The following is a 22,963-nucleotide window of genomic DNA, read 5'->3' on the forward strand; positions in this document are numbered from 1 at the left end:
CGCTAGGATGCCCCTTTCACCTGAACTGATCCAGTTCCTCGCCTCGGTGCACCCCTATGACAGCCTGAGCGACGCCGATCTCTCGTCGCTGGCGGCCTCCTGCACGATCAGCGAGGTGCCTGCGGGTGAAACCGTGTTTGCCATAGGCGATGCGATCGGGTCTCTCTACATCATCATCGCCGGCGAGGTCGAAATCGTCGATGAAACCGGCGTGCAGCTGTCCCTGCTCGGCCCGCGCAACTCCTTCGGCGAACGGGCACTTCTGCGGGGCGATGAGGCCAGCCGGAGGGCGACGGCAACCGCCAATACGACAATGATCCTCGTGCCGGCCCCGATTTTCTTCGATCTCATCGGCATGCATCCTCGCGTCGCAAAGTTCTTCGACCGGCGCCGGCCGCCACGGCCGCACCGTCGCGATCTGGGGACAATGGCGGTCGAACAACTGATGACGCCCGATCCCGCGGCCTGTTCGCCCGACGCCACGGTTCGCGCTGCTGCAGAACGCATGCATGAGAGCCGCATCTCGTCCATTTGCATCTGCGATGACAGGGGGTTCCACGGCATCGTCACGTTGCGCGACATGAATGGAAAGGTGATCGTCAGAGGCGCAGACCCCGCAGGGCCGGTCTCGTCGATCATGACGCAGGATCCCCTGACGCTTGGCCCCAAGGCACTGGTGACGGATGTTCTGCATCTGATGGTCGAGCGGGATATTGGCCATGTCCCGATCGTGGATGGCGATCAGCTTGTCGGGATTGTCACCCAGACCGACCTGACCCGGGCGCAGGCTATGACCTCGGCCGATCTGGTGGGCCGGGTGGCGAAGGCGGCGACCCCCGGAGAGATGGTCCGGGCGACGCGTGAGATCCCGCAGCTTCTGGTGCAGCTGATCGAAACCGGAAGCCGGCACGAGGTCACCACACGCCTGATCACCGACATTGCCGACACTGCAACACGTCGCCTTCTGACCCTGGCAGAGGCCGAGCTGGGCGCGCCGCCCGTCCCCTACCTGTGGCTCGCCTGCGGCAGCCAGGGACGGCAGGAACAGACGGGCGTGTCCGATCAGGACAATTGCCTGATCCTATCGGACGAGGTGAGCGAGGGCGACATGCCTTACTTCGAGAGCCTCGCAAAGTTCGTCAGCGATGGCCTGGACACGATCGGGTATTTCTATTGCCCCGGCGACATGATGGCGACCAACCCGCGCTGGCGGCAGCCGCTGGCGGTCTGGCAGAGCTATTTCCGGAAGTGGATCGACACACCCAATCCCGAGGCGCAGATGCTGGCCTCGGTCATGTTCGATCTGCGCCCGATCGGCGGCGACGAGAGCCTTTTCGATGGTCTCCAGCAAGAAACGCTGAAAGCAGCCTCGGCCAATTCGATCTTCACCGCGCACATGGTCGCGAATTCGCTCAAGCATCATCCACCGCTTGGTCTGTTGCGCGGGCTCGCCACGATCCGGTCAGGCGAGTACCGCAACCAGATCGACCTGAAGCACAACGGCGTGGTCCCGGTGACCGACCTTGCCCGGATCTATGCGCTGCGGGGGCGCCTTCTTCCCGTCAACACACGCGCGCGCATCGATGCCGCGATTGACGCGCGGCTGCTGTCGAAGTCGGGCGGCGCGGACCTGATGGATGCCTACGACCTGATCGCGACCATGCGGCTGGAACACCAGGCCACCCAGATCAAGGCGGGAAAGGCGCCGGACAATTACCTTGATCCCGCCACCTTATCCGATTTCGAGCGAAGCCACCTGCGTGACGCCTTTGTGGTGGTAAAGACGATGCAATCTGCTGCGGGATCGGGGAAAGGAGCGCTGGCCTGATGTTTGTCGAGCTGATTGCCACGGTCTTTGCCGGGATCGCCTGTGCCGGCGTTGCGATGTTGCTCAACCGGCTGACCGGCAGACGGCTGCCGCGCTGGATCACGCCAGTCGCTGCCGGCGCTGGCATGCTCGCCATGACAATCTCGAACGAATACACGTGGTTCGAACGGACGGCGGAGCGTCTTCCCGACGGGATCGAGATCGCCATGACGGTCGATGAGCAAAGCTGGCTCCGGCCCTGGACGCAGCTGCGGCCCTATACGAAACGTTTCGTCGCGGTCGACACGGGCATGGCCCGGACACATGACGCGGTGCCCGATCAGCGGATGGCCGACCTCTATTTCTTTGGGCGGTGGTCGCCGGTCAATCAGGCCCCGATGCTCTTCGATTGCGGCGCCGGACGCTCGGCACTTCTGATCGACGGCGCCGAGTTTGCCGAAGACGGCACGGTGTCCAACGCCGACTGGCAGGCCATGCCGGCCAACGATCCGATCCTGAAACTGGTGTGCGAGACCTGAGATGATGACCCGCCTCCCGCTGCGCCTGCGCATCTTCCTCTTCTTCTGCCTTTTGGCAGCGGGGGGCGCGGCAGTCGCGGCGGGGACGCTGGCATTCGGCTGGTCCCGTGGCGAGGAGGCTTTACCGGCGATGCCGTTCATCACGGCGCTCGTGGCCTTTGCCTTTCTCAACACCGGGCTGGTCCTGGGCATATGGCTGCTGTTCGACGAGAATATTGCCAAGCCCATCGACCGTTTGTCGGCCGACTTGCGTTTGCGGGCCCATTCCGGGGTCGATCGCGAGATGGATGTCGAAGGCGCGCGTTATCTGGGCGATCTGGCGCGTGCGGCGCGGGCGCTGTCGCGGGTGACGGGGTCGTCGCTTACGGATACCGCGGCACGCGTCGCGCGCGAGACGCAGAGGCTGCAAAGCGAAGCCGACCGGTTGACCGCGATCTTCAGCCAGCTTCCGATTGCCACGATCCTTCTGAACCCCGCGCGAGAGATCGTGCTTTATGACAGTCAGGCGGCCGAGATCCTGTCGCGAATTGCGCCTGCGCGCCTGAAGGCGCGATTGGCCGATTACTTCGACCTTGGCGACTTCTCAAAGGCGGTCGAGGAGTTACCCGGAGCGCCGAGCGCCGTTCCCTTCCGGCTGCAGGATGAGACCGGGGAGCATGTCTTCGATGCCAAGCTGAAGGCCCTGGGCAGGGATGGTTTCATGGTGCTGATCGACGTGCCCGAAGCCCCCACCCAGGACGTTGCGCCGCGCCCGCTTGTCTATGATTTCGACCTCCTGAACAGTTCGGAGACCAAGGATGTCGAGGAGACGCGGCTTTCCGATCTTTGTTTCGTGGCCTTTGATACCGAAACCACCGGGCTTTCCGTCGAAGACGATGCCATCGTGCAAATCGGAGCCGTTCGCGTGCTTGGCGGCCGGATCGTGGAGGGCGAAGTCGTCGATACATACGTTGCGCCCGGACGGCCGATCCCGCCCGCATCGACGAAGATCCATCGGGTCACCGACGACGACGTAAAGGGCGCACCCGATATCGCAACCGCGGGCCGCGCGCTTTACCACTTCGCCCGCGACGCGGTGCTCGTGGCGCACAATGCGCCGTTCGATGTCGGCCTTCTGCGAAAGAGCCAGTTAGAGATGGGTGTCGACTGGTCCCACCCGATGCTCGACACGGTGCTGCTGTCCGCGGTGGTCTTCGGCACCAATGAAGACCACTCTCTCGACGCGCTTTGCGAGCGTCTGTCCATCGACTTGCCAAACGACCGGCGACATACGGCCCTTGGTGACGCGCAGGCAACGGCAGAGGTTCTGGTGCGGTTGCTGCCGCTTCTTGAGGGCAAGGGCCTTGTGACGTTCGGCCATCTCGTTTCGGAAACACGCAGACATGGCCGCTTGCTGCGCGATCTGAACACGTGACGTTGGTCGGGCCGTCCGAAGGCCCGGAGCCTCAGCCGCCGGTGTGGCTCATGTGGCGGGTCATCTTGCCGCCTTCGCTCTGGCGGGAATAGTCGAAGTCGTGGCCCTTTGGTTTGAGGGCGATGGCAGCATGGATGGCCTCTTCGAGGGGGGCGTCGGCCTCGGAGGCGCGCAGCGGTTTGCGCAGGTCGGATTTCCCCTCCTGACCTAGGCAGGTGTAGATCTCTCCGGTACAGGTGATGCGCACCCGATTGCAGCTTTCGCAGAAATTGTGGGTCAGCGGCGTGATAAAGCCGATCTTCTGGCCCGTCTCTTCCAGTCGGACATAGCGGGCGGGGCCACCGGTGCGCTCGGCGAGGTCGGTGAGGGTGTAGCGGCTGGCCAGCGTGCCGCGGAGATCATCGAGTGCCCAGTACTGGTCGAGCCTGTCGGGTTCGATATCGCCCATCGGCATGACCTCGATAAAGGTCAGGTCCATGTCGCGGGCGGCGCACCATTCGGCGAGCGGGAAGAGCTCGTCTTCGTTGAAGCCTTTGAGCGCCACAGTATTGATCTTGACGCGGAGGCCCGCCTTCTGGGCGGCGTCGATGCCGCGCAGGACCTGGGGCAGGCGGCCCCAGCGGGTGATATGGGCGAACTTGGCTTCGTCCAGCGTGTCGAGCGAGATGTTGATCCGCTTGACGCCGCAAGCGGCAAGGTCATCCGCAAAGCGTTCGAGCTGGCTGCCATTGGTGGTGAGCGTGAGCTCTTTCAGGGCGCCGCTGTCGAGGTGGCGGGACATGGCCTTGAAGAAGGTCATGATGTCGCGGCGGACGAGGGGTTCGCCCCCGGTGATGCGCAGCTTCTGGACGCCGAGGCGAATAAAGGTGGAGCAGAGGCGGTCGAGTTCCTCCAGCGTGAGAAGTTCCTTCTTGGGCAGGAAGGTCATCTGCTCGGACATGCAGTAGAGGCAGCGGAAGTCGCAGCGGTCAGTGACCGAGAGCCTCAGATAGGTGATGTCGCGCTGGAAGGGATCGGTAAGCATGATTTCGACGGTATGTGCGGAAGTTAACCTAGGCAAGGGGGTGGGGCCGGTGATCTCTTGTCAGAAGGTCGCAGTGGGGGCTAGCGTCCGACCATGAGATACGCCCTGATGTTCGCCCTTCTGCTTCTGGCGCCGGGATGTGACCGGATCCGCCAGGCGGTGTCGCCCGCGGCCGAGCCGGTGCCCGCCGCGGTGCCGAATGCCGCGCCTGCACCTGTACCGGCAGCGCCCCGGCCGCCTGCGGCCGCCCGGACGGCGGAGGAGTTCGATACGACGAGCGCCGAGGATCGGGCGGCCGCGGCTGCCGCGCCGGATACGGCGGGAGAGGAGCGGCTGGGGACGACGATCGCCTCACTTGGGTCGCCGACGGAGCCTGGGTTCTGGCTGGAGACGCCGCTTGTGTCGGCCGTGCGGCAAGGCCGGGCGGAGCTGGCGGGCGGCGGCGCCTCGGTGAACGTGGAGTTGCGGCCCTCGGGCGGGGCCGCCGGATCGGGCAGCCAGATCTCACTTGCCGCGATGCGGGTGCTGGACGTGCCGCTGACGGATCTGCCAGAGCTGGTGGTCTTTGCAGAGTAACCTGCCGCGGGGCTCTGGAGCAGATGAAACGGTTTCCTGAGAGCATGACAGGCAAGAGCGGCGCCGTCGTTGCGGGCGGTCTGGTCTATGCGGTCGCATTTGATCCTGGTCCCGCGGCTGGGATTGCGGAGCAGACGGCGAACACGTTGCGCTACCTGGACGAGTTGCTTGAGAAGGCTGGAAGCGGGAAGGATCGCCTGATCCAGGCGACAGTGTATCTGAGCGATATCGCGGATAAAGCCCGGATGGATGCGGTCTGGTGTGACTGGATCGGCGGCGAGGAAAACTGGCCGCAGCGGGCTTGCGTGGGTGTGGATCTGGAGCCGGGGTATCTGATCGAGATCGTGGTGGTTGCGGCGGTGGTTTGATCACCGGTGTGACCGTGGTTGCGGTGCCTTGATTGGCCCGGAATCAAGCCGAAGGCGCCGGGCCAGCGCCGGCCCACCCCGACGGGCTGGCGCTTTGCCACCCGTGCGCTGAGCTTTGAGGGAAGATGTATGTGGCACCATAAAAGCGCTCCGCTTTGCCGTTGCAGCGCCATCCCGCGGGCCGGCGCTGGCCCGGCTTGGGTTGATTTGGCATTGCGCTGGGGCTTGGCGATCTCTTGATATCTTCCTGCCAATCACTCCACCGTCACGGACTTCGCCAGGTTCCTTGGCTGATCCACATCCGTGCCCTTCGCGACCGCCGTGTGGTAGGCGATGAGCTGGGCGGGGATGGCGTAGAGGATGGGGGTGAAGATCTCGGGCAGGTCAGGCATCTGGATGCTGCGCCAGATGCCGTCTCCGGCCGCTTCGATGCCTTTGGTGTCGCTGACCAGAAGGATGCGGCCACCTCTCGCCATGACCTCTTGCATGTTGCTGGTTGTCTTCTCGAACAGACTGTCGCGGGGGGCCATCACAATGACCGGGACGTGGTCGTCGACGAGGGCGATGGGGCCGTGCTTGAGCTCTCCCGACGCGTAGCCTTCGGCGTGGATGTAGCTGATTTCCTTGAGTTTCAGGGCGCCTTCGAGGGCGAGGGGATACATGGCTCCCCGACCGATGAAGAGGATGTCGCGCGCTTCGGCCAAGTCGCGGGAGATGCGTTCGATCTTGTCGCCCGCGTTGAGCGCCTGGTTGAGGAGGCCGGGGAGCGCACGGAGGTCGGCGAGGTGGCTTGCGAGGGTTTCGGCGTCGATCTCGCCGCGCTGGCGGGCGGCTTCGAGGGCGAGCAAGGCCAGGACGGCCAGCTGGCAGGTGAAGGCCTTGGTCGAGGCAACGCCGATCTCGACGCCCGCATGGATCGGCAGGGCGAGATCGCTTTCGCGGGCGATGGAGCTTTCGGGGACGTTGACGACCGAGACGATGCGGTCGGCCTTCCCGGCGCAGTAGCGCAGCGCGGCGAGGGTGTCGGCCGTCTCGCCCGACTGGCTGACGAAGAGCGCGGTGGTACGGGGCGGGACCGGCGGTTCGCGGTAGCGGAATTCGGAGGCCACGTCGATTTCGACGGGCAGGCGGGCGATGCGTTCGAACCAGTATTTGGCGACCTGGCAGGCGAAGAAGGCGGTGCCGCAGGCGACCATGACGAGGCGGTCGGTGGCGGTGAAATCGAGCCCCTCGGGCAGGGCGATGCCGTCGGCGCCATCGGGGAGGTAACGGGCGAGCGCGTCGGCGAGGACGACGGGCTGTTCGGCGATCTCCTTGGCCATGAAGTGCCGGTGGCCCGCCTTGTCGACCTGGGCCGCGTCGAGGCGGATCGTCTTGACCGGGCGGTTGGCGATGCGGCCTTCGGCTTCGAGGATCTCCAGCGTTTCGCGGGTGACGATGGCGGTGTCGCCTTCGTCGAGATAGGTGATGCGGTCGGTCATCGGCGAAAGCGCGATGGCGTCGGAGCCGATGAACATCTCGCCTTCCCCATGGCCAATGGCGAGCGGGGAGCCTTTGCGGGCGCCGATCAGCAGGTCGTCCTCGCCTTCGAAGAGAAAGCAGAGCGCGTAGGCGCCGTTGAGGCGCGCGATGGTCTGGAGCGCGGCATCGCGGGGGCTGTTGCCCTGATCGAGGTAGTGCTGGGCGAGCCGGGCGACGGTTTCGGTGTCGGTTTCGCTTTCGAAGGCGATACCCTGGGCCTGAAGGTCTTCCCGGAGCTCCTGAAAGTTTTCGATGATGCCGTTATGGACGACCGCGACGCGGTCTGCGCGGTGGGGGTGGGCGTTCGCCTCTGTCGGGGCGCCGTGGGTGGCCCAGCGGGTATGGCCGATCCCGGCCTTGCCGGGCAGCGGATCGTGAACCAGCAGGTCGGACAGGTTGACGAGCTTGCCCACCGCGCGGCGGCGGTCGAGCGTGCCGTTCCTGACCGTCGCGATCCCGGCGCTGTCATAGCCGCGATATTCCAGCCGCTTGAGCGCATCGACCAGGATCGGGGCCGCTTCGTGATCGCCGAGAACGCCGATGATGCCGCACATGGGCCCTACTCCTTCTTCGCGGCGCGCAGGCGCGCGAATAGTTTGCGGGCGAGGCCCGGCTTGTTGGTCTGCTGCGCCCGGCCAAGCGCCAGGTCGCCATCGGGCACGTCCGACGTGATGACGGAGCCGCTGGCGGTCATCGCCTCGTCGCCGATGCGGACGGGGGCCACGAGCATCGTGTCCGATCCGATGAACGCGCGGGCGCCGATTTCGGTTCGGTGCTTGGAGACGCCATCGTAATTGCAGGTAACGGTTCCGGCGCCGATATTGGCGTCCTCGCCCACCGTGGCGTCGCCGATATAGGTCAGGTGGTTCACCTTGGCGCCCTGGTGGACCTGGGCCTTCTTGATCTCGACGAAGTTGCCGATCTTGGCGTTCGGGCCGATCTCGGCGCCGGGGCGCAGGCGGGCATAGGGGCCGATGATGGCCCCTTCGGAGATGTGGGCTCCCTCAAGGTGAGAGAAGGCGCGGATCGTGGCGCCGTTTTCGACGGTCACATCGGGGCCGAAGACGACGTTGGGTTCGATCAGGGTGTCGGGGCCGATGACGGTGTCATGGGCGAAGAAGACCGTTTCGGGTGCGGTGAGCGTGACGCCGTTTTCCATGTGGGCGGCGCGGGCTTGCATCTGGAACGCGGCCTCGGCTGCGGCGAGGTCGGCGCGGGAATTGACGCCGAGCGTTTCGGCCTCGTTGCAGGCGATGGCGGTGACGGAGAGGCCGCGGGTGTGGGCGATCTCCACGATGTCGGTGAGGTAGTATTCGCCCTGGGCATTGTCGTTGGTGACCTCGGAGAGGAGGTCGAGGAGCAGCGCCGCGTCGGCGGCAAGAACCCCGCTGTTACAGAAGGTTATCGCGCGCTCCTCTTCCGTCGCGTCCTTCCATTCGACGATCCGCTCGAGCTGGCCGTCTTTCATCACGAGGCGGCCATAGCGGGCGGGATCGGCGGCCTCGAAGCCGAGGATGACAATGTCGGCTTTGCCACGGGCCTCGGTCAGGCGGCCAAGCGTCTCTGCCCGGATGAAGGGCACGTCGGCGTAGAGCACGATCGCGTCGCCTTCGAACCCTTCGAGCGCGGGTGCGGCCTGCTGGACGGCGTGGCCGGTGCCGAGCTGGTCGGCCTGGATCACGACGCGCGCCATGGGGTCGAGCGCATGGGCCGATTTCTCAACGGTATCAGCACCGTAGCCCGCGACGACGATGGTGCGCGCCGCCCCCGCGCCGGTGCGCATCGCGTGGTGGAGGAGCGGCGCGTGGGCGACCTCATGCAGGACTTTCGGGCGGTCGGACCGCATGCGGGTGCCCTTGCCGGCGGCGAGGATGATGAGGGCGGTGGACATGCTCGGCCTCTTGCGTTTTCTGGGTCTCTTGACGGCAATCCGGGCTTGGCACAAGGGCGGAGGGCATCACATCTGATGTCGGGACGTTACGGGCAGGAAAGGCGAGATATGCGCAGTGTCATCTTCGATCTGGACGGGACACTGGCGGACACGTCGGGCGATCTGATCGCGGCGGCGAATGCCTGTTTCCGCGATCTGGGGCTGGGCGATCTGCTGGAATGGGGGTCAGATAACGGTGTCGCCTTCCGTGGCGGACGGGCCATGCTGACCGAGGGGTTTTCGCGGATCGGGGGCGACTGGCAGGCTGAGATCGACCGGCAATACCCGCGGTTGCTGGACTATTACGGGGCCGAGATCGACCGGCACACGGTGCTTTATCCCGGGGTGCGCGAGGCGGTCGCGGCTTTGAGTGGCGACGGCTATGCGGTGGCGGTCTGCACGAACAAGCCGGAGCGGCTGGCGGAGATTCTGCTTCAAAGACTTGGGTTTAGGGACGCTTTCGGAGCTTTGGTGGGGGCCGATACGCTGCCGGTGCGCAAGCCCGACCCGGCGCCTTTGGTGGCCGCGGTGGAGCGGGCGGGCGGGAACCCCGCGCGGGCCTGTCTGGTGGGCGATACGGTGACCGACCGGGAGACGGCGCGGGCGGCGGGCGCGGCCTCGATCCTCGTGACCTTCGGGCCGGAAGGGGATGCGGTGAAGGCGCTGGAGCCGGAGGCGCTGCTTGAGGATTATGCGGAGCTTCCCGGCATCGTGGCGCGGCTGGAGCTTTGAGGCGGGATAAGAAAGGCGCGCGTCTTCCGATTTAGCGATCGGCCGGTATCGCCACAAATGTGACGCGAAGGTTGACGTATCGGTCGGTGAGGTCAGGCACCGTAACCCCTGATCCTCCGCGAATCGCGTGTTAATGCAGGCAGCATTGGGGGATTTGGCGTGTCGGCATCCGGTCGGCTTTGCGTCGGCATTCTGTCGGGCATTTAAATGCAACATCACCCGGTAACGGAGCGTTCTGCTGCGGTGCAGCGCAACAGTTTGGACAATAGTGGAAATGGCGGGAATTGTTTCCGTTTCAGAATGGCGGGTAAACCGTTGCTGGAGGTAGGTGGCAGCGGTTTGGAGATCCCGATTGCTAAGGCGGCATTTGCCAATGATGTGAAAGTGCTCTTCCGACGTGACTGCCGCCCGGAGCGTAAAGATGTTGGTCGAGATAATACCACGCGGCAATGATCGCCGCCTTCTGCGCAGTATCAAGCAGCTGCTGGACCTCTTCATCTATCGGCCAGCTTTCGAGTTCCATCGAAAGGTTGTCGACAGCTTGGGCCTTTGCTGCTCCGGAGCGTCTCAGCAAGACGATCTTGAACAGGCGTGGAAGGAGATAGACCTTGCTTCTTGCAGGACAGACCGTAGCACCGTCGGCGCCTTCGCTGAAGTCAGAATATGTGGCGTGATCCCAATCGGTGTTGTTGAAGCTGTCGACCTCTTCAGGAAATTGAGATCCCTGACGATTGGCTAGAGGTTCGGGTCTCTCTACATCCTTGAATGCGTCAAAGAGCAGATTGAGAACACGTTCGCATTCCGGATGATTCATAACGTTTCGGGTAACGGATTTGCTTTGATACAGAAAGCCGCAGTGCCAGCCTTTCATACATTCACTGCCGAGTACCCTGAACCCGAGATGCAACGCAAGCCGGGCCAGCGGCGGCCCGTGGGATGGCGCTGCAACGGCTGAGCGGCGCGCTTTTATGGCGCCGTGTTCATCTTCCCTCGGAGGTCAGCGCGCAGGTGGCAAAGCGCCAGCCCGTGGGGCGGGCCGGCGCTGGCCCGGCGCCTTCGGCTTGATTCCGGGCCAATCAGCGCGCCGCAACCCATGCTGGATGAAGCCTGCGTTGACGTTGGGTCGCCGCGCCCTCACTATATCGCGCTATGGAACGATTTGACGGAACATTCACCCAGCAGGAGCCGATCCCCGAGGCGGGGATCGAGGCCGCGCTGGAGGTGATGCGGAGCGGGCGGTTGCACCGCTATAACACGGTACCCGGAGAGGTCGGCGAGGTGGCGCTGCTGGAGGAGGACTTCGCGGCGATCACGGGCGCGCGGTATTGCCTCGCCGTTGCCTCTGGCGGGTATGCGATGACGACGGCGATGCGGGCCTGCGGGGTCAAGCCGGGGGATCCGGTTCTGACCAATGCCTTTACGCTGGCCCCGGTGCCGGGGGCGATCGCAAGCCTGGGGGCGGTGCCGGTCTTTGTCGAGGTGACCGAGGACATGGTCATCGACCTGGATGATCTGGCGGCCAAGGCTGGGCGTGCGAAGGTGCTGCTGCTGAGCCATATGCGCGGCCATATCTGCGACATGGACCGGCTGATGGCGCTCTGTGACGCGGCCGGGATCACGGTGATCGAGGATTGCGCCCATACGATGGGGGCGTCCTGGAACGGGGTGCCGTCGGGGCGGTACGGCGCTGTGGGCTGCTATTCGACGCAGACCTACAAGCACATCAATTCGGGCGAAGGCGGGCTGATCGTCTCGGACGACGAGGTGCTGATGGCCCGGATGATCCTGCTGTCGGGGAGCTACATGCTTTATGCACGCCACAAGGCTGCGCCGCCGCCGGAGGTGTTCGAGGGGTTGCGGCTGGAGACGCCCAACATCTCGGGCCGGATGGACAATCTGCGCGCGGCGATCCTGCGGCCGCAGCTGGCGTTGCTCGAAGGGCAGGCGCAGCGGTGGAACGCGCGTTACAAGGTGATGGAGGACGGGCTGCGCGGGGTGCCGGGGCTGGGTCTGCCGCACCGGCCGGAGAAGGAGGGGTATGTTGCCTCCTCGTTCCAATTCCTGCTGACGGATTGGGCGGAGGATGACGTGCGCGCCTTCGTCGAGCGCTGCGCGGCCCGCGGGGTCGAGCTGAAATGGTTCGGTGCGCCGGAGCCTGCCGGGTTCACCTCGCGCTACGATCATTGGCGCTATGCGGCGGCGGAACCGATGCCGCAGACGGATCGCATCCTGGCGGGGCTGATCGACATGCGGCTGCCGCTCACCTTCTCGGAAGAGGACTGCGCGTTGATCGCGCGGATCCTCCGCGAGGAGGTTCTGGCGACGAATAGCGGAAAGGAAGCGGCGGAGTAGGCGGGGTGGTATCGTATATCGGGGCAGGGAATGCATAGCGTTTCCCCGCAGACATCCCGATGGAGATACCCCATGTTGAAAAAGGCCTTGGCCGCCCTCCTTTTTCTCGCGACGCCCGTGCAGGGGCAAAGCGTAAATGACCAGATCGCCGTGGCGGAAGCGACCGCGCGCGCCTACACCGATCTTGGGGCTTTGCGGCGGGCGGGCTGGAAGAAATTCGGTGGCGACGAGCCGCTGATGGGCGAGCATTGGTTCCCGCCCGGCGGGGCGGATTACGTCGGCGTGGATCGGATCGACCCGGCCCGGCCGTCGAACTTTCTTTTCACCGAAATCGGCGGGCAGAAGCGGCTTGTCGCGCTGTCCTACAACGTGTGGATCGCGCCGGGCGATCCGGTGCCGGAGGGGTTCGCCGGGAGCGCCGATGTCTGGCATGTCCACGATGCGGTGGCCTTCACCGATGCGGCATTGGAGGAGCGGCCGTTCCTGGGCGCCATCGCGCAGGGCTGGCTGGCGGACGAGGCCGCGAAGCGCGGCGGGCGGACGCGGCTCGCCATGGTGCATCTGTGGCTGATCCCGAACCCCGACGGGCGGTTCGCCGATCGCAACAGGACGCTGCCCTATCTTGACCTCGGACTGCCGGTGGAGTGGGCGAACGGTGCCTCGATGGCGGCGGCCCACGGTCTGGCGCTCGCCGGACGCGACGGGTGCGACGAGGCGCTGGACGGCAAGCTGTGGGTCGCGGCGGCCGATCGGCGGACCGTGCGCAATCTCAAGGCGGTGTGCGGACAGCTGGCGGCTTTCGTGCGCGAGGATCTGGGAAGCAAGGCATCGGCGAACACTCGGGGCGCGCGCGCCTGGGCCACGCTGCAGCGCGAGATGAACGCGCGGCTTACACCCGAGGAGCAAGCCCGTATCGCAGCGATCAGCGAGCATGGCGAGGACCATATGGGCCACGGCAAACATGGCGGCCACTGACACGGCCCATTGACCGGCGGTCAGCGGCCCCCTAATAATTGAACGAGCGTTCAATAAGGGGGGCCGCCGATGTTCACTTCCTCGATGTCATTCGATCTGGGCGAGGACGTGAATGCCCTGCGCGACATGGTCCATCGCTGGGCGCAGGAGCGCGTGAAGCCGATCGCGGCAGAGGTCGACCGGTCGAACGAATTTCCCTCGGACCTGTGGCAGGAGATGGGGGAGCTGGGCCTTCTCGGGATCACCGTGCCGGAAGAGGAGGGCGGCGCCGGGATGGGGTACCTCGCCCATACGGTCGCGGTGGAGGAGATCGCGCGGGCCTCTGCCTCGGTCTCGCTCAGCTACGGGGCGCATTCGAACCTCTGCGTCAACCAGATCGCGTTGAACGGCGATGCGGACCAGAAGGCGCGGTATCTGCCGAAGCTCTGTTCGGGCGAGCATGTGGGCGCGCTTGCGATGTCGGAGGCCGGGTCGGGGTCGGACGTGGTGTCGATGAAGCTGCAGGCCGAGAAGCGGAACGACCATTACCGGCTGAACGGGACGAAATACTGGATCACCAACGGACCGGATGCGGATGTGCTGGTGGTCTACGCCAAGACCGATCCCGATGCGGGGTCGAAGGGGATCACGGCGTTTCTGATCGAGAAGACGTTCGCCGGGTTTTCGACCTCGCCGCATTTCGACAAGCTGGGGATGCGCGGGTCGAACACGGCGGAGTTGGTCTTCGAGGACGTGCGGGTGCCGTTCGAGAATGTGCTGGGTGAGGAGGGCCGCGGCGTTCAGGTGCTGATGTCGGGCCTCGATTACGAGCGGGTGGTTTTGGCCGGGATTGGCCTCGGGATCATGGCAGCCTGCCTGGACGAGATCATGCCCTATCTGGCCGAGCGCAAGCAGTTCGGAAAGCCCATCGGGTCGTTCCAGCTGATGCAGGCGAAGATCGCCGATATGTACACGGCGATGAACTCGGCCCGCGCTTACGTCTATGAGGTCGCCAAGGCCTGTGACCGGGGCGAGGTGACGCGGCAGGATGCGGCGGCCTGCGTGCTTTATTCTTCCGAGGAGGCGATGAAGCAGGCCCATCAGGCGGTGCAGGCGATGGGCGGGGCGGGCTTCATGAACGAGACGCCGGTGTCGCGCCTGTTCCGGGACGCCAAGCTGATGGAGATCGGGGCGGGGACGAGCGAGATCCGCCGGATGCTGGTGGGCCGCGAGCTGATGGGGGCGATGGGGTGAGGGGTGTCGCCCTTCTTCTTTGCCTGCCCATACCTGGCCTCGCGAGCGCGCAGTCTGACTTACCGTTCGACATCGCTCCGACGGCAGAGTGTGTGAATGCGGCTGCACCGGGTAAGGGGAGCGATTGCATCGGAGAGGCCACATCAGTCTGCATGGCCCTGGCTGAGCCGCAGAACACAGCAACCTCTGTGAATTGCGCCGTCAGTGAATACGAATGGTGGCAAGAGGCGTTCGAGACGACATCTGCTCGTCTGACGGAGGAACTTGCTGCGGATGATGTGCGAGACGAGTTTCTAGGAGCTGACCGCGCCCCGCTCCTCCAAGTGGAAGCGGATGCCTTTGTCGCCTGGCGTGAGGCCACCTGCGACGTCGTCGAGGCGGAGGCCAGGGGTGGGACGCTGGGCGGAGTCCTCAAGGCGAATTGTTTGCTCGAGATGACGGCGGAATATGTTTTGGACCTGTCGGCGCGACTGATCGCGCTTCGGAGGCAATGATGGGTAAGTTAGCCACATTCTTCGAAGCGCCAAAGACACCTCTCGTCGGCTTGGAGTGGCGCCGTCTTACCGTCGCTCTAGAATCGGATCGTCACCGCGCGTATCGACGTGGTGGCCGGATGCTGGCGGGGCGCGAGCTGATGGGGGTGATGGGGTGAGACCTCTGGCGCTTGGTTTGGCCTTTCTGGCGGCGCCTGTGCTGGCGGATGCGGTCGAGGCTGAGAAAGAGGCCTATACCCGCGACCGGGCTGCACTGGAGGCCTGCACCGATGCGGCGGCGGACTTCGAGAGTTTCATGGCCTGCACGCGGACAACTGTCGAGGCGTGCCGCGAGCGGCGCCCCGATGGCCGGTCAAATGCCGGTGGGACCGCGTGCCTTTACGACGAGCTCCGGATCTGGACGGAGCTCTACCAGCAGGAGGTCGCCGGGATCCTGCGCTGGGCGCAGGACTTCGATTCCGATGCGTCTCGCCTTCGGGCCAGCTGGGGCAGGGCGCATGAGACCGTGCTGCGGGCGGAGGTCTCATGGGCGGAGTACGTTCGTGATCAGTGCAATATGGAGAATGTGGGCTATGCGGCGGGGACGGCAGCGGCATCGGGGCAGGCGGCCTGCAGGCTGCGCCTTCATGCGGAGCGGGTGTTCCATCTGAGATCGCTGGACGACTTGCGTCCGCGCGATGAGCGATGACCGAACGGCGGTCGGCGGTCGGCGGCATGCGGATAGGAGGATTGGACAGTTGAGACGTGGCTTCATCTTTCTTTTCAGCGCTTTGGCGGCCCCTCTGGCGGCGCAGGAGATCGACTTTGACATCGCGCCCGTCGAAGCCTGTCTGCTGGAGGCGCCGGACAAGCGCAGTTGCGTCGGGCTTGCGGCGGAAACCTGTGCGGAGACGCCGGATGGCGGCACGACTGTCGGGCTTGGGTTCTGCTATGGCCGGGAGCTCGATTGGTGGGATGCGCGGCTGAACGTGGCCTATCAGGACCTGCTGGCCCAGAAGCGGGAGCTCGATGCCGAGATGGAAGAGATCGGGGCGACGGTGCCGTCGCAGGCCGATGCGTTGCAGGCCATGCAGCGGGCCTGGATCGCCTATCGCGACGCGACCTGCGATTATGAGCGGTCGCTTTGGGGTGGCGGGACCGGCGGAGGGCCGGCGACCTCGGCCTGCCTGATGCGCGAGACGGGGGAGCAGGCGCTGTATCTCGAAGCGGGGCTCGAGCAGCGGTAATGGGCTCTCTCGTCGAATTCGAAAGCCAGAACGGCTTTCTCCACAGCCGGTTACCCGGCCTTCTTCACGTGCTCGAATGGGCGGCCGTCGTCGTCGATGTGGCGGCGATCCTCGTGATGCTGGTCGGCGCCGTGCGGTTCGTGATCGGGTTCGGGCTGGCCGAGATCGCGCGGGACAACCTGGTGCGCGTCCGCAAGATCAATGCGGAGCGGATCGAGCTGGGGCGGTACATTCTGGCGGGGCTGGAGCTGTTTATCGTGTCCGACATCATCCACACGGCCCTGTCGCTGAGGCTGTCGGATCTGATCTTCCTGGGGCTTCTGGTGCTGATCCGGTCGCTGATCAGCTATTTCCTGGGGCGGGAATTGAAGGAAGTGCGGGAGGAGATGGTGTGAGTTTCGAGGGTCTGAAAGCGCTCTACGTCAACACGTCGCTTAAGCGGCAAGCCTCTGAGAGCCATACGAAATTACTGATGAACGCGTCTTCCGCGATCATGGAGAAGAACGGAGTGGCGGTGGAGCATGTGCATCTGCTCGACCACCGGGTCCCGCCGGGGGTCTATCCGGACATGACCGAACATGGCTGGGCGCGCGACGACTGGCCGATGCTGTGGGAGAAGGTGCTGGCAACGGATATCCTGGTGATCGGGACGCCCTTGTGGCTGGGCGAGGAAAGCTCGGTCTGCCGGGTCCTGATCGAGCGGCTTTACGGGATGGGTGGTGAGCTAAACGACCGGGGGCAATCGGTTTTCTACGGGAAAACAGGCGGTTGCGTGATCACCGGGAACGAGGACGGGATCAAGCATGCGGCGATGACGATTGGCTTCGCTCTGAGCCATCTGGGCTTTACGATCCCGCCCCAGGCCGATTGCGGCTGGATCGGAGAGGCCGGGCCGGGGCCGTCCTATGGCGACGAGGTGGAGGGCGCGCCGGCCGGGTTCGACAACGAGTTCACCAATCGGAACCTGACGATCATGACGTGGAACCTGATGCACTTGGCGGCGATGCTGAAGGCAGCGGGCGGCTATCCGAGCGAGGGCAATGACCGCCGCGGCTGGAAGGCCGGGTGCCGGTATGATTACGAGAACCCGGAGTATCGGGCGTGAGGGCGGTTTTCCTCCTTGCCATCCTGGCCTCGCCACTTGCGGCGGAGGACATCGTTTTCGACGGGATGATCGCGATGCGGTGCTGGGAGGGCAGCGGCGTCGATTGCGCCGGGCTGGCGGCGAGGAGATGCATTGAAGAAAGCCCCGAGGGACTTGGCACGGCGTTGTATTCGCTGTGTTTTTACCGGGAAGCCGAGATCTGGGAGAAGCAGGTCGAGATCGAGATGGCCGCCCTGACGGAGCAGGCTTCGGAAGACGATACGGCCAATGCGGAATACTATGACACCTCGACTTTGCCGGGATCCCAGGTGCTGGCGCTTGAGGAGATGCAGGCCGCTTGGGAAGGGTTTCGCGGGGCGCGGTGCGATGCCGTCGCGGCGGAATGGGCCGGAGGGACGGGCCGACAACCGGCGCGGGCGGAGTGCATCATGAGGATGACGGCGCAGCAGGCGCTTTACTTGGCGCGGATGCCCGAAAACAGGATTGCCCAATGACCAAAGTGGCTTGCCTTGGATATCTCATGTCTTCTCGGGGGCGTTGTTCATGAAGATCGGGTCTGTTGCGGCGCCGGGGGAGCACCGTGCGGTGCATTTGGACTTTCTTAGGAAAGTCGAGGAAGCGGCGCGGTTTGCGGCGGCCGGTGGCGGGGAGAAAGCGCGGGCGCGGCATACCTCGCGGGGGAAATTGTTGCCTCGGGAGCGGGTGGCGCGGCTGCTTGACGTAAGTTCTCCTTTCCTGGAGGTCGGCGCGACGGCCGGCTGGGGGATGTATGACGATGACGCCCCGTGCGGCGGCGTGATCGCCGGGGTGGGCCGCGTGTCGGGGCGCGACGTGATGGTCGTGTGCAACGATGCGACGGTGAAGGGCGGCACTTATTACCCGATCACCGTCAAGAAACACCTGCGCGCACAGGAGATCGCCGAGCAATGCGGGTTGCCCTGCGTCTACCTTGTCGACAGCGGCGGGGCGAACCTGCCGAACCAGGACGAGGTCTTCCCCGATCGCGACCATTTCGGGCGGATCTTCTACAATCAGGCGCGGATGAGCGCGCAGGGCCTCGCGCAGATCGCGGTCGTCATGGGCTCCTGCACCGCTGGCGGCGCTTATGTGCCCGCGATGTCGGACGTGTCGATCATCGTGAAGGAGCAGGGGACGATCTTCCTCGCCGGGCCGCCCTTGGTGAAGGCGGCGACGGGCGAGGTCGTCAGCGCCGAGGAGCTGGGCGGGGGTGACGTGCATACGCGGCTGTCCGGCGTCGCCGATTATCTGGCCGAGGACGACGCCCATGCGCTGGCGCTGGCGCGGCAGGCGGTGGCGTCATTGTCGGGCGGTAACACATTGGGAGCACTCAAGGATCCTGTGCCGCCCGCCTTTGACCCGGAGAGCTTGTTCGACGTCGTGCCCGGCGACCTGAAGACGCCCTATGACGTGCGCGAGGTGATCGCGCGGGTTGTCGATGGCTCGGAGTTCGACGAGTTCAAGGCGCGGTTCGGGGAGACTCTGGTCTGCGGCTTTACCCATATCGAGGGGCTGCCGGTGGGGATCGTGGCCAACAATGGCGTGCTGTTTTCCGAGTCGGCGCAGAAGGGGGCGCATTTCGTCGAGCTCTGCTCGCAACGGAAGGTGCCACTGCTGTTTCTGCAGAACATCACCGGGTTCATGGTGGGCCGCAAATACGAGAACGAGGGGATCGCGCGGCACGGGGCCAAGATGGTGACGGCGGTCGCGACGACGGCGGTGCCAAAGGTGACGGTGGTGATCGGCGGATCGTTCGGCGCCGGAAATTACGGCATGTCCGGAAGAGCTTATTCGCCGAACTTCATGTGGTCCTGGCCGAATTCGCGGATCTCGGTGATGGGGGGCGAGCAGGCGGCGGGCGTGCTGGCCACCGTCAAGCGCGAGGCGTTGGAGCGGCAGGGCATGGAGTGGGTGACGGAGGAAGAGACGGCGTTCAAGCGCCCGATCCTCGAGCAGTTCGAGGCGCAGTCGGACCCGCTTTATGCCTCCGCCCGGCTGTGGGATGACGGGATCATCGATCCGCGCAAGACGCGGGAGGTTGTGGCGCTGTCGCTGAGAGCATCGCTGAACCGCGAGATCGGAGAGACGCGGTTCGGCGTCTTCCGGATGTGATGGGGTCGATCAAGAAAAACTTGTGTGAGAGGGGCGAGGTCCCCCGGTCGGCGTTCCGTCGGCGTTCTGTCGGACTCTTGTCGGACATGGTTTGCGGAAGTCCCTTGTTTCAAGGGGATATTCGCGAAAACCCATCGGCCGCCGCCTATAGGTCGGCCGGACATATCGGTGACGGACGATGAGTGTGCCGTGGGTCAGCGTCACCCCGGCAGAGGCCGCCGCGCATCCGAAAGGGCGGCCGGGGCTGGTGATCTACGCCATCGCGCTCTGGCTCGCGGTGAGCGGGGCGTTCGATGTGCTCGCGCTGTTCGGCCCGGTCGGGTCGCTCTGGTTTCTGGTCTTCGGCGGGCTGTCCCTGGTCGCTGCCCTCGGGCTGGTGCTGGGCGCGCCCTGGGCGCTGGTTCTGTCGGTGCTGATGTGCGGGCGGTATCTGGTCGCCTCGATCGCGGAGCTGCGGATCTTCATGTTCGTCGATGCGGTGGAGGAGCAGGGGCTGGCGCTCTTGATCCTGGCGCAGGGGATCGTGGCGGTGGCGGCGGCGTTCCACCTGCTGGAGGGGGACCGGCCGAACCTGATCTTCCGGCACCGGTATCGGGCCTATTCGGAGGCGGATGAATGACACTGGACGAGGTTCGCAAGCGGTATCCGGGGGCGGAGACGTTCAGCTTCGGGGACGGCCCGGAGATGTGCGCGTGGCTGCTGCAGCTGGTGCGCGAGGGGAAGAAGACGGCGACCTGCGGTGCGGCGCGGGATTTCGGCCCGGGCAAAGAGGCGATGCCGGTCGTGGGTCGGCGGGACATCGCTTTGGATTGGGACGGGCGGCCCGCGGTTGTCATCGAGACGGTCGAGGTCACGCGGCAGCGGTTCTGCGACGTGACGGAGGACTTCGCCCTGGCCGAGGGCGAGGGCTCTTATGAGGAGTGGCGGGATGAACACATCGCCTATTTCGGCCGCAATGGCGGGTTCGACCCGGAGATGGAGCTGATCTGCGAACGGTTCCGGCTGGTGGAGGATTTTGGGTGAGGGGGACGGCGCGATGTGTCTAGGCGTTTATCTCGGGGCTGAAGTGCCGTTGGTGGCCGCGCACGGTGCTGCAGGCGATCTCGATTTTATCGAGAGCGACTGGACGCCACCTCCGCTTCAGAAAGTCAGCCATGTCTATCGTGTGGGTCAGCGCGGTTCTAACGGCCGCGTCTACTGCAGTTGTTTGCTTCTTGAACACGTTGATTGGACGGAGCGCGGTCCGGTCTATCGGCCGGATGACGACTTTTCAGAGGATCGGCCTGATCCGTTCGAAGACCTTCATGTCTGGAGCGAGGATCTATTGAAGAGAAGCTCTTCGGGATGGGTGGGCCTCGTCTGCGATGACGGAGGCGGTGAGCCGTCTGAATATACCTCAGAGGCCTATGAGCAGCGGTACCTGAACCTTGCTGACATTCGGCGTGGATCGATGATCTTCAGCGATCTGCACGGCGGATTTCCGGTTCGAAGTTACACTGTCATCAATCCTGTCTTGCCAACGAAGGCTCTGTAATGTTTGGGAAAATCCTGATTGCCAATCGCGGCGAGATTGCCTGCCGCGTGATGCGGACCTGTGACCGGATGGGGGTGCGGACGGTGGCCGTGTTCTCGGACGCGGATCGCGGGGCGGCGCATGTGGCGGCGGCGGGGGAGGCGGTGTGGATCGGGGGGGCGGCTCCGGCGGAGAGCTATTCGCGGGGGGAGGCGATCATCGAGGCGGCGCTCTCCACCGGGGCGGAGGCGATCCATCCGGGATATGGCTTCCTGAGCGAGAACCCGGATTTCGTGGAAGCTGTCGAGGCGGCGGGGCTGGTCTTTATCGGGCCGTCGGCCAAGGCGATCCGGGCGATGGGTCTGAAGGACGCCGCCAAGGAGGTGATGGAGCGCGCGGGCGTGCCGGTGGTGCCCGATTACCGCGGCGACGACCAGGATCCCGGGCGGCTGGGGCAGGCGGCGGAGGCGATCGGCTATCCGGTGCTGATCAAGGCGGTCGCGGGCGGCGGCGGCAAGGGGATGCGGCTGGTGGAGGCCCCCGGCGACTTCGCCGAGGCGCTGGAGGCGTGCCGGTCGGAGGCGGGCAAGGCCTTCGGGAACGACCGGGTGCTGGTCGAGAAATTCATCGAGCAGCCGCGGCATATCGAGGTGCAGGTCTTCGGGGACGGGGCGCGGGCGGTTCATCTGTATGAACGCGATTGCTCGCTGCAGCGGCGGCACCAGAAGGTGATCGAGGAGGCGCCTGCGCCGGGGATGACCGAGGACGTGCGGGCGGCGATGACGGGGGCCGCCGTCAAGGCAGCGGAGGCGATCGGCTACAAGGGCGCGGGGACGGTGGAGTTCATCGCGGACGGGTCGGGGGCGTTAAGGCCGGACGGGTTCTGGTTCATGGAGATGAACACGCGCCTGCAGGTGGAGCATCCGGTGACGGAAGCCGTGACGGGCGTCGATCTGGTGGAGTGGCAGCTCAGGGTCGCGGCGGGCGAGGCGATGCCGGAGGTGCCTGCTTTGGACGGTCACGCGGTGGAGGCGCGGCTTTATGCGGAGGATGTGCCGGCGGGGTTCCTGCCCGCCGTGGGGCGGCTGGCGCATCTGGCGTTTCCGGACGGGGTGCGGGCCGATAGCGGGGTTCGCTCGGGGGACGAGATTTCTCCGCATTATGACCCGATGATCGCGAAGGTGATTGCCCATGGGGCCACGCGGGACGAGGCGTTGGCGCGGCTGGAAGGCGGGCTGTCAGGGACGGAGGTCGTGGGGACGGTGACGAACCTGGGCTTTCTGAGGCGGCTGGTGCGGCATGAGGGGTTTGCCGCGGGCGACGTCGATACGGGGCTGATCGGGCGGGATCTGGAGGCGCTGACGGTGGCCGATGTGCCCTGTTCGCGGAGCCGGGCGCTGGCCTTTGCGGGGCGGGCGGCGGAGGCGGAGGGGGACTTCGCCGGGTTCGCGCTGTGGGCGCCGTTGGAGCGGCCGATGGTGCTGCTCTTCGGCGACGAGGAGGTCGAGGGGCGGCTGAGCGTGCTGGCCCCGGGGCGCTATGCAGTGCGGATCGGGGAGGATCGGCACGAGGTCGAGCATCGGCAGGGGCGCTGGTGGGTCGACGGGGCTCAGGTGGCTGCGAAAGTGGTGATGGTGGGGCGCCATGTGGCGGTGATCTGGGGGGCGACCTATGCGTTCACGGTGCCCGATCCGGTGGCGCGCGGGGCCGCGGGGCCCGCGGCGGGCACGGTCGAGGCGCCGATGCCGGGGCTTTTGAAGGCGGTCTTCGTGGAGGCAGGCGCCGAGGTCGCCGAGGGCGATCGGCTGGCGGTGCTTGAGGCGATGAAAATGGAGCATGTGCTGCGCGCGGGGCGGGCCGGTGTGGTGGCCGAGGTGCTGGCCAAGGCGGGCGATCAGGTGGCGGCGGGGGTGCCGCTGGTGCGGCTGGAGGAGGAGTGAGGTTGGGGCGCCGGGATAAATCCGATCCTGCCTGGGAAGGTGCGTGAAAACACCCACCCTAGGCTTGTCGGAGGAGGAGCCGCG

General features: G+C 65.4%; 24 protein-coding genes. 20 read left to right on the forward strand and 4 right to left on the reverse strand.

The annotated features are described in order from the left end of the window. Positions 1-7: 7 nt before the first annotated feature. Genes AADZ90_RS07770 through AADZ90_RS07780 form a run of 3 tightly spaced genes read left to right on the forward strand, consistent with a single transcriptional unit; the run spans position 8 to position 3,760 of the window. Positions 8-1,828 carry a DUF294 nucleotidyltransferase-like domain-containing protein gene (locus AADZ90_RS07770; RefSeq protein WP_367311791.1) on the forward strand — a complete coding sequence of 607 codons (1,821 nt, stop codon included), beginning with the start codon at positions 8-10 and terminating at the stop codon, positions 1,826-1,828. Further along, a complete protein-coding gene (locus AADZ90_RS07775; RefSeq protein ID WP_367311790.1) occupies positions 1,828-2,346 on the forward strand; it encodes a hypothetical protein in 519 nt (172 codons plus the stop codon). Before AADZ90_RS07770 ends, AADZ90_RS07775 begins: the two co-directional genes overlap by 1 nt. Before the next feature lies 1 nt (position 2,347). Next, positions 2,348-3,760: a 3'-5' exonuclease gene (locus AADZ90_RS07780; protein ID WP_411996972.1), complete on the forward strand. Its 1,413-nt coding sequence runs from the start codon at positions 2,348-2,350 to the stop codon at positions 3,758-3,760. Positions 3,761-3,791: 31 nt separating this feature from the next. Here the strand turns inward: AADZ90_RS07780 and moaA are convergent, their stop codons facing one another. Then, positions 3,792-4,784 carry a GTP 3',8-cyclase MoaA gene (gene moaA / locus AADZ90_RS07785; protein WP_367311788.1) on the reverse strand — a complete coding sequence of 331 codons (993 nt, stop codon included), beginning with the start codon at positions 4,782-4,784 and terminating at the stop codon, positions 3,792-3,794. Between the two features lie 93 nt (positions 4,785-4,877). Between moaA and AADZ90_RS07790 the strand changes: the two genes are divergently transcribed. Next, a complete protein-coding gene (locus tag AADZ90_RS07790; protein WP_367311787.1) occupies positions 4,878-5,360 on the forward strand; it encodes a D-galactarate dehydratase in 483 nt (160 codons plus the stop codon). Positions 5,361-5,383: 23 nt separating this feature from the next. After that, positions 5,384-5,728 (forward strand): RidA family protein, encoded by a 345-nt coding sequence (locus AADZ90_RS07795; RefSeq protein ID WP_367311786.1) that lies wholly within the window; start codon positions 5,384-5,386, stop codon positions 5,726-5,728. 254 nt (positions 5,729-5,982) lie between these two features. Here AADZ90_RS07795 and glmS read toward each other — a convergent pair whose 3' ends face one another. Next, positions 5,983-7,803, reverse strand: coding sequence for a glutamine--fructose-6-phosphate transaminase (isomerizing) (gene glmS, locus AADZ90_RS07800; RefSeq protein ID WP_367311785.1), 1,821 nt, complete (start codon positions 7,801-7,803; stop codon positions 5,983-5,985). 5 nt (positions 7,804-7,808) lie between these two features. Further along, positions 7,809-9,140: a bifunctional UDP-N-acetylglucosamine diphosphorylase/glucosamine-1-phosphate N-acetyltransferase GlmU gene (gene glmU / locus AADZ90_RS07805; RefSeq protein ID WP_367311784.1), complete on the reverse strand. Its 1,332-nt coding sequence runs from the start codon at positions 9,138-9,140 to the stop codon at positions 7,809-7,811. Between the two features lie 108 nt (positions 9,141-9,248). On the opposite strand from glmU, the gene AADZ90_RS07810 reads away from it, so the two are divergent. Then, positions 9,249-9,911: an HAD-IA family hydrolase gene (locus tag AADZ90_RS07810; RefSeq protein ID WP_367311783.1), complete on the forward strand. Its 663-nt coding sequence runs from the start codon at positions 9,249-9,251 to the stop codon at positions 9,909-9,911. 355 nt (positions 9,912-10,266) lie between these two features. Here AADZ90_RS07810 and AADZ90_RS07815 read toward each other — a convergent pair whose 3' ends face one another. Further along, a complete protein-coding gene (locus AADZ90_RS07815) occupies positions 10,267-10,782 on the reverse strand; it encodes a hypothetical protein (RefSeq protein ID WP_367311782.1) in 516 nt (171 codons plus the stop codon). Positions 10,783-11,060: 278 nt separating this feature from the next. Here AADZ90_RS07815 and AADZ90_RS07820 point away from each other — a divergent pair, with 278 nt between their 5' ends. The 14 genes from AADZ90_RS07820 to AADZ90_RS07885 all read left to right on the forward strand — a co-directional run bounded on the left by AADZ90_RS07820 (position 11,061) and on the right by AADZ90_RS07885 (position 22,879). Beyond that, positions 11,061-12,263 (forward strand): DegT/DnrJ/EryC1/StrS family aminotransferase, encoded by a 1,203-nt coding sequence (locus tag AADZ90_RS07820; protein WP_367311781.1) that lies wholly within the window; start codon positions 11,061-11,063, stop codon positions 12,261-12,263. A 72-nt stretch (positions 12,264-12,335) separates the two neighbouring features. Further along, positions 12,336-13,238 carry a hypothetical protein gene (locus AADZ90_RS07825; RefSeq protein ID WP_367311780.1) on the forward strand — a complete coding sequence of 301 codons (903 nt, stop codon included), beginning with the start codon at positions 12,336-12,338 and terminating at the stop codon, positions 13,236-13,238. A gap of 69 nt (positions 13,239-13,307) precedes the next feature. Continuing rightward, positions 13,308-14,471 (forward strand): isovaleryl-CoA dehydrogenase, encoded by a 1,164-nt coding sequence (locus AADZ90_RS07830; RefSeq protein ID WP_367311779.1) that lies wholly within the window; start codon positions 13,308-13,310, stop codon positions 14,469-14,471. Positions 14,472-14,623: 152 nt separating this feature from the next. Then, positions 14,624-14,965: a lysozyme inhibitor LprI family protein gene (locus AADZ90_RS07835; RefSeq protein WP_367311778.1), complete on the forward strand. Its 342-nt coding sequence runs from the start codon at positions 14,624-14,626 to the stop codon at positions 14,963-14,965. A 154-nt stretch (positions 14,966-15,119) separates the two neighbouring features. Further along, positions 15,120-15,653, forward strand: coding sequence for a hypothetical protein (locus AADZ90_RS07840; protein WP_367311777.1), 534 nt, complete (start codon positions 15,120-15,122; stop codon positions 15,651-15,653). 49 nt (positions 15,654-15,702) lie between these two features. Beyond that, positions 15,703-16,191: a lysozyme inhibitor LprI family protein gene (locus AADZ90_RS07845; RefSeq protein ID WP_367311776.1), complete on the forward strand. Its 489-nt coding sequence runs from the start codon at positions 15,703-15,705 to the stop codon at positions 16,189-16,191. Continuing rightward, positions 16,191-16,586, forward strand: a complete 396-nt coding sequence (locus AADZ90_RS07850) for a DUF1622 domain-containing protein (RefSeq protein WP_367311775.1) — start codon at positions 16,191-16,193, stop codon at positions 16,584-16,586. Before AADZ90_RS07845 ends, AADZ90_RS07850 begins: the two co-directional genes overlap by 1 nt. After that, positions 16,583-17,296, forward strand: a complete 714-nt coding sequence (locus AADZ90_RS07855) for a flavodoxin family protein (protein ID WP_367311774.1) — start codon at positions 16,583-16,585, stop codon at positions 17,294-17,296. Before AADZ90_RS07850 ends, AADZ90_RS07855 begins: the two co-directional genes overlap by 4 nt. Beyond that, positions 17,293-17,790, forward strand: a complete 498-nt coding sequence (locus AADZ90_RS07860) for a lysozyme inhibitor LprI family protein (protein ID WP_367311773.1) — start codon at positions 17,293-17,295, stop codon at positions 17,788-17,790. The genes AADZ90_RS07855 and AADZ90_RS07860 overlap by 4 nt, the downstream gene beginning before the upstream one ends. Positions 17,791-17,839: 49 nt before the next feature. Beyond that, complete coding sequence (locus tag AADZ90_RS07865) at positions 17,840-19,426, forward strand: carboxyl transferase domain-containing protein (protein WP_367311772.1); 1,587 nt, start codon at positions 17,840-17,842, stop codon at positions 19,424-19,426. Positions 19,427-19,604: 178 nt separating this feature from the next. Continuing rightward, the gene (locus AADZ90_RS07870) at positions 19,605-20,045 is read left to right on the forward strand and encodes a hypothetical protein (RefSeq protein ID WP_367311771.1); all 441 of its coding nucleotides are present in this window, start codon (positions 19,605-19,607) and stop codon (positions 20,043-20,045) included. Beyond that, positions 20,042-20,449, forward strand: a complete 408-nt coding sequence (locus tag AADZ90_RS07875; protein ID WP_367311770.1) for an ASCH domain-containing protein — start codon at positions 20,042-20,044, stop codon at positions 20,447-20,449. The genes AADZ90_RS07870 and AADZ90_RS07875 overlap by 4 nt, the downstream gene beginning before the upstream one ends. Beyond that, on the forward strand, positions 20,442-20,960 hold the full coding sequence (locus AADZ90_RS07880; protein ID WP_367311769.1) for a hypothetical protein: 519 nt from the start codon (positions 20,442-20,444) through the stop codon (positions 20,958-20,960). The genes AADZ90_RS07875 and AADZ90_RS07880 overlap by 8 nt, the downstream gene beginning before the upstream one ends. Beyond that, positions 20,960-22,879: an ATP-binding protein gene (locus AADZ90_RS07885; protein ID WP_411996973.1), complete on the forward strand. Its 1,920-nt coding sequence runs from the start codon at positions 20,960-20,962 to the stop codon at positions 22,877-22,879. The genes AADZ90_RS07880 and AADZ90_RS07885 overlap by 1 nt, the downstream gene beginning before the upstream one ends. Positions 22,880-22,963 lie beyond the last annotated feature (84 nt).

Source organism: Aestuariibius violaceus (assembly GCF_040779325.2).
Taxonomy (GTDB): Bacteria; Pseudomonadota; Alphaproteobacteria; order Rhodobacterales; family Rhodobacteraceae; genus Aestuariibius; species Aestuariibius violaceus.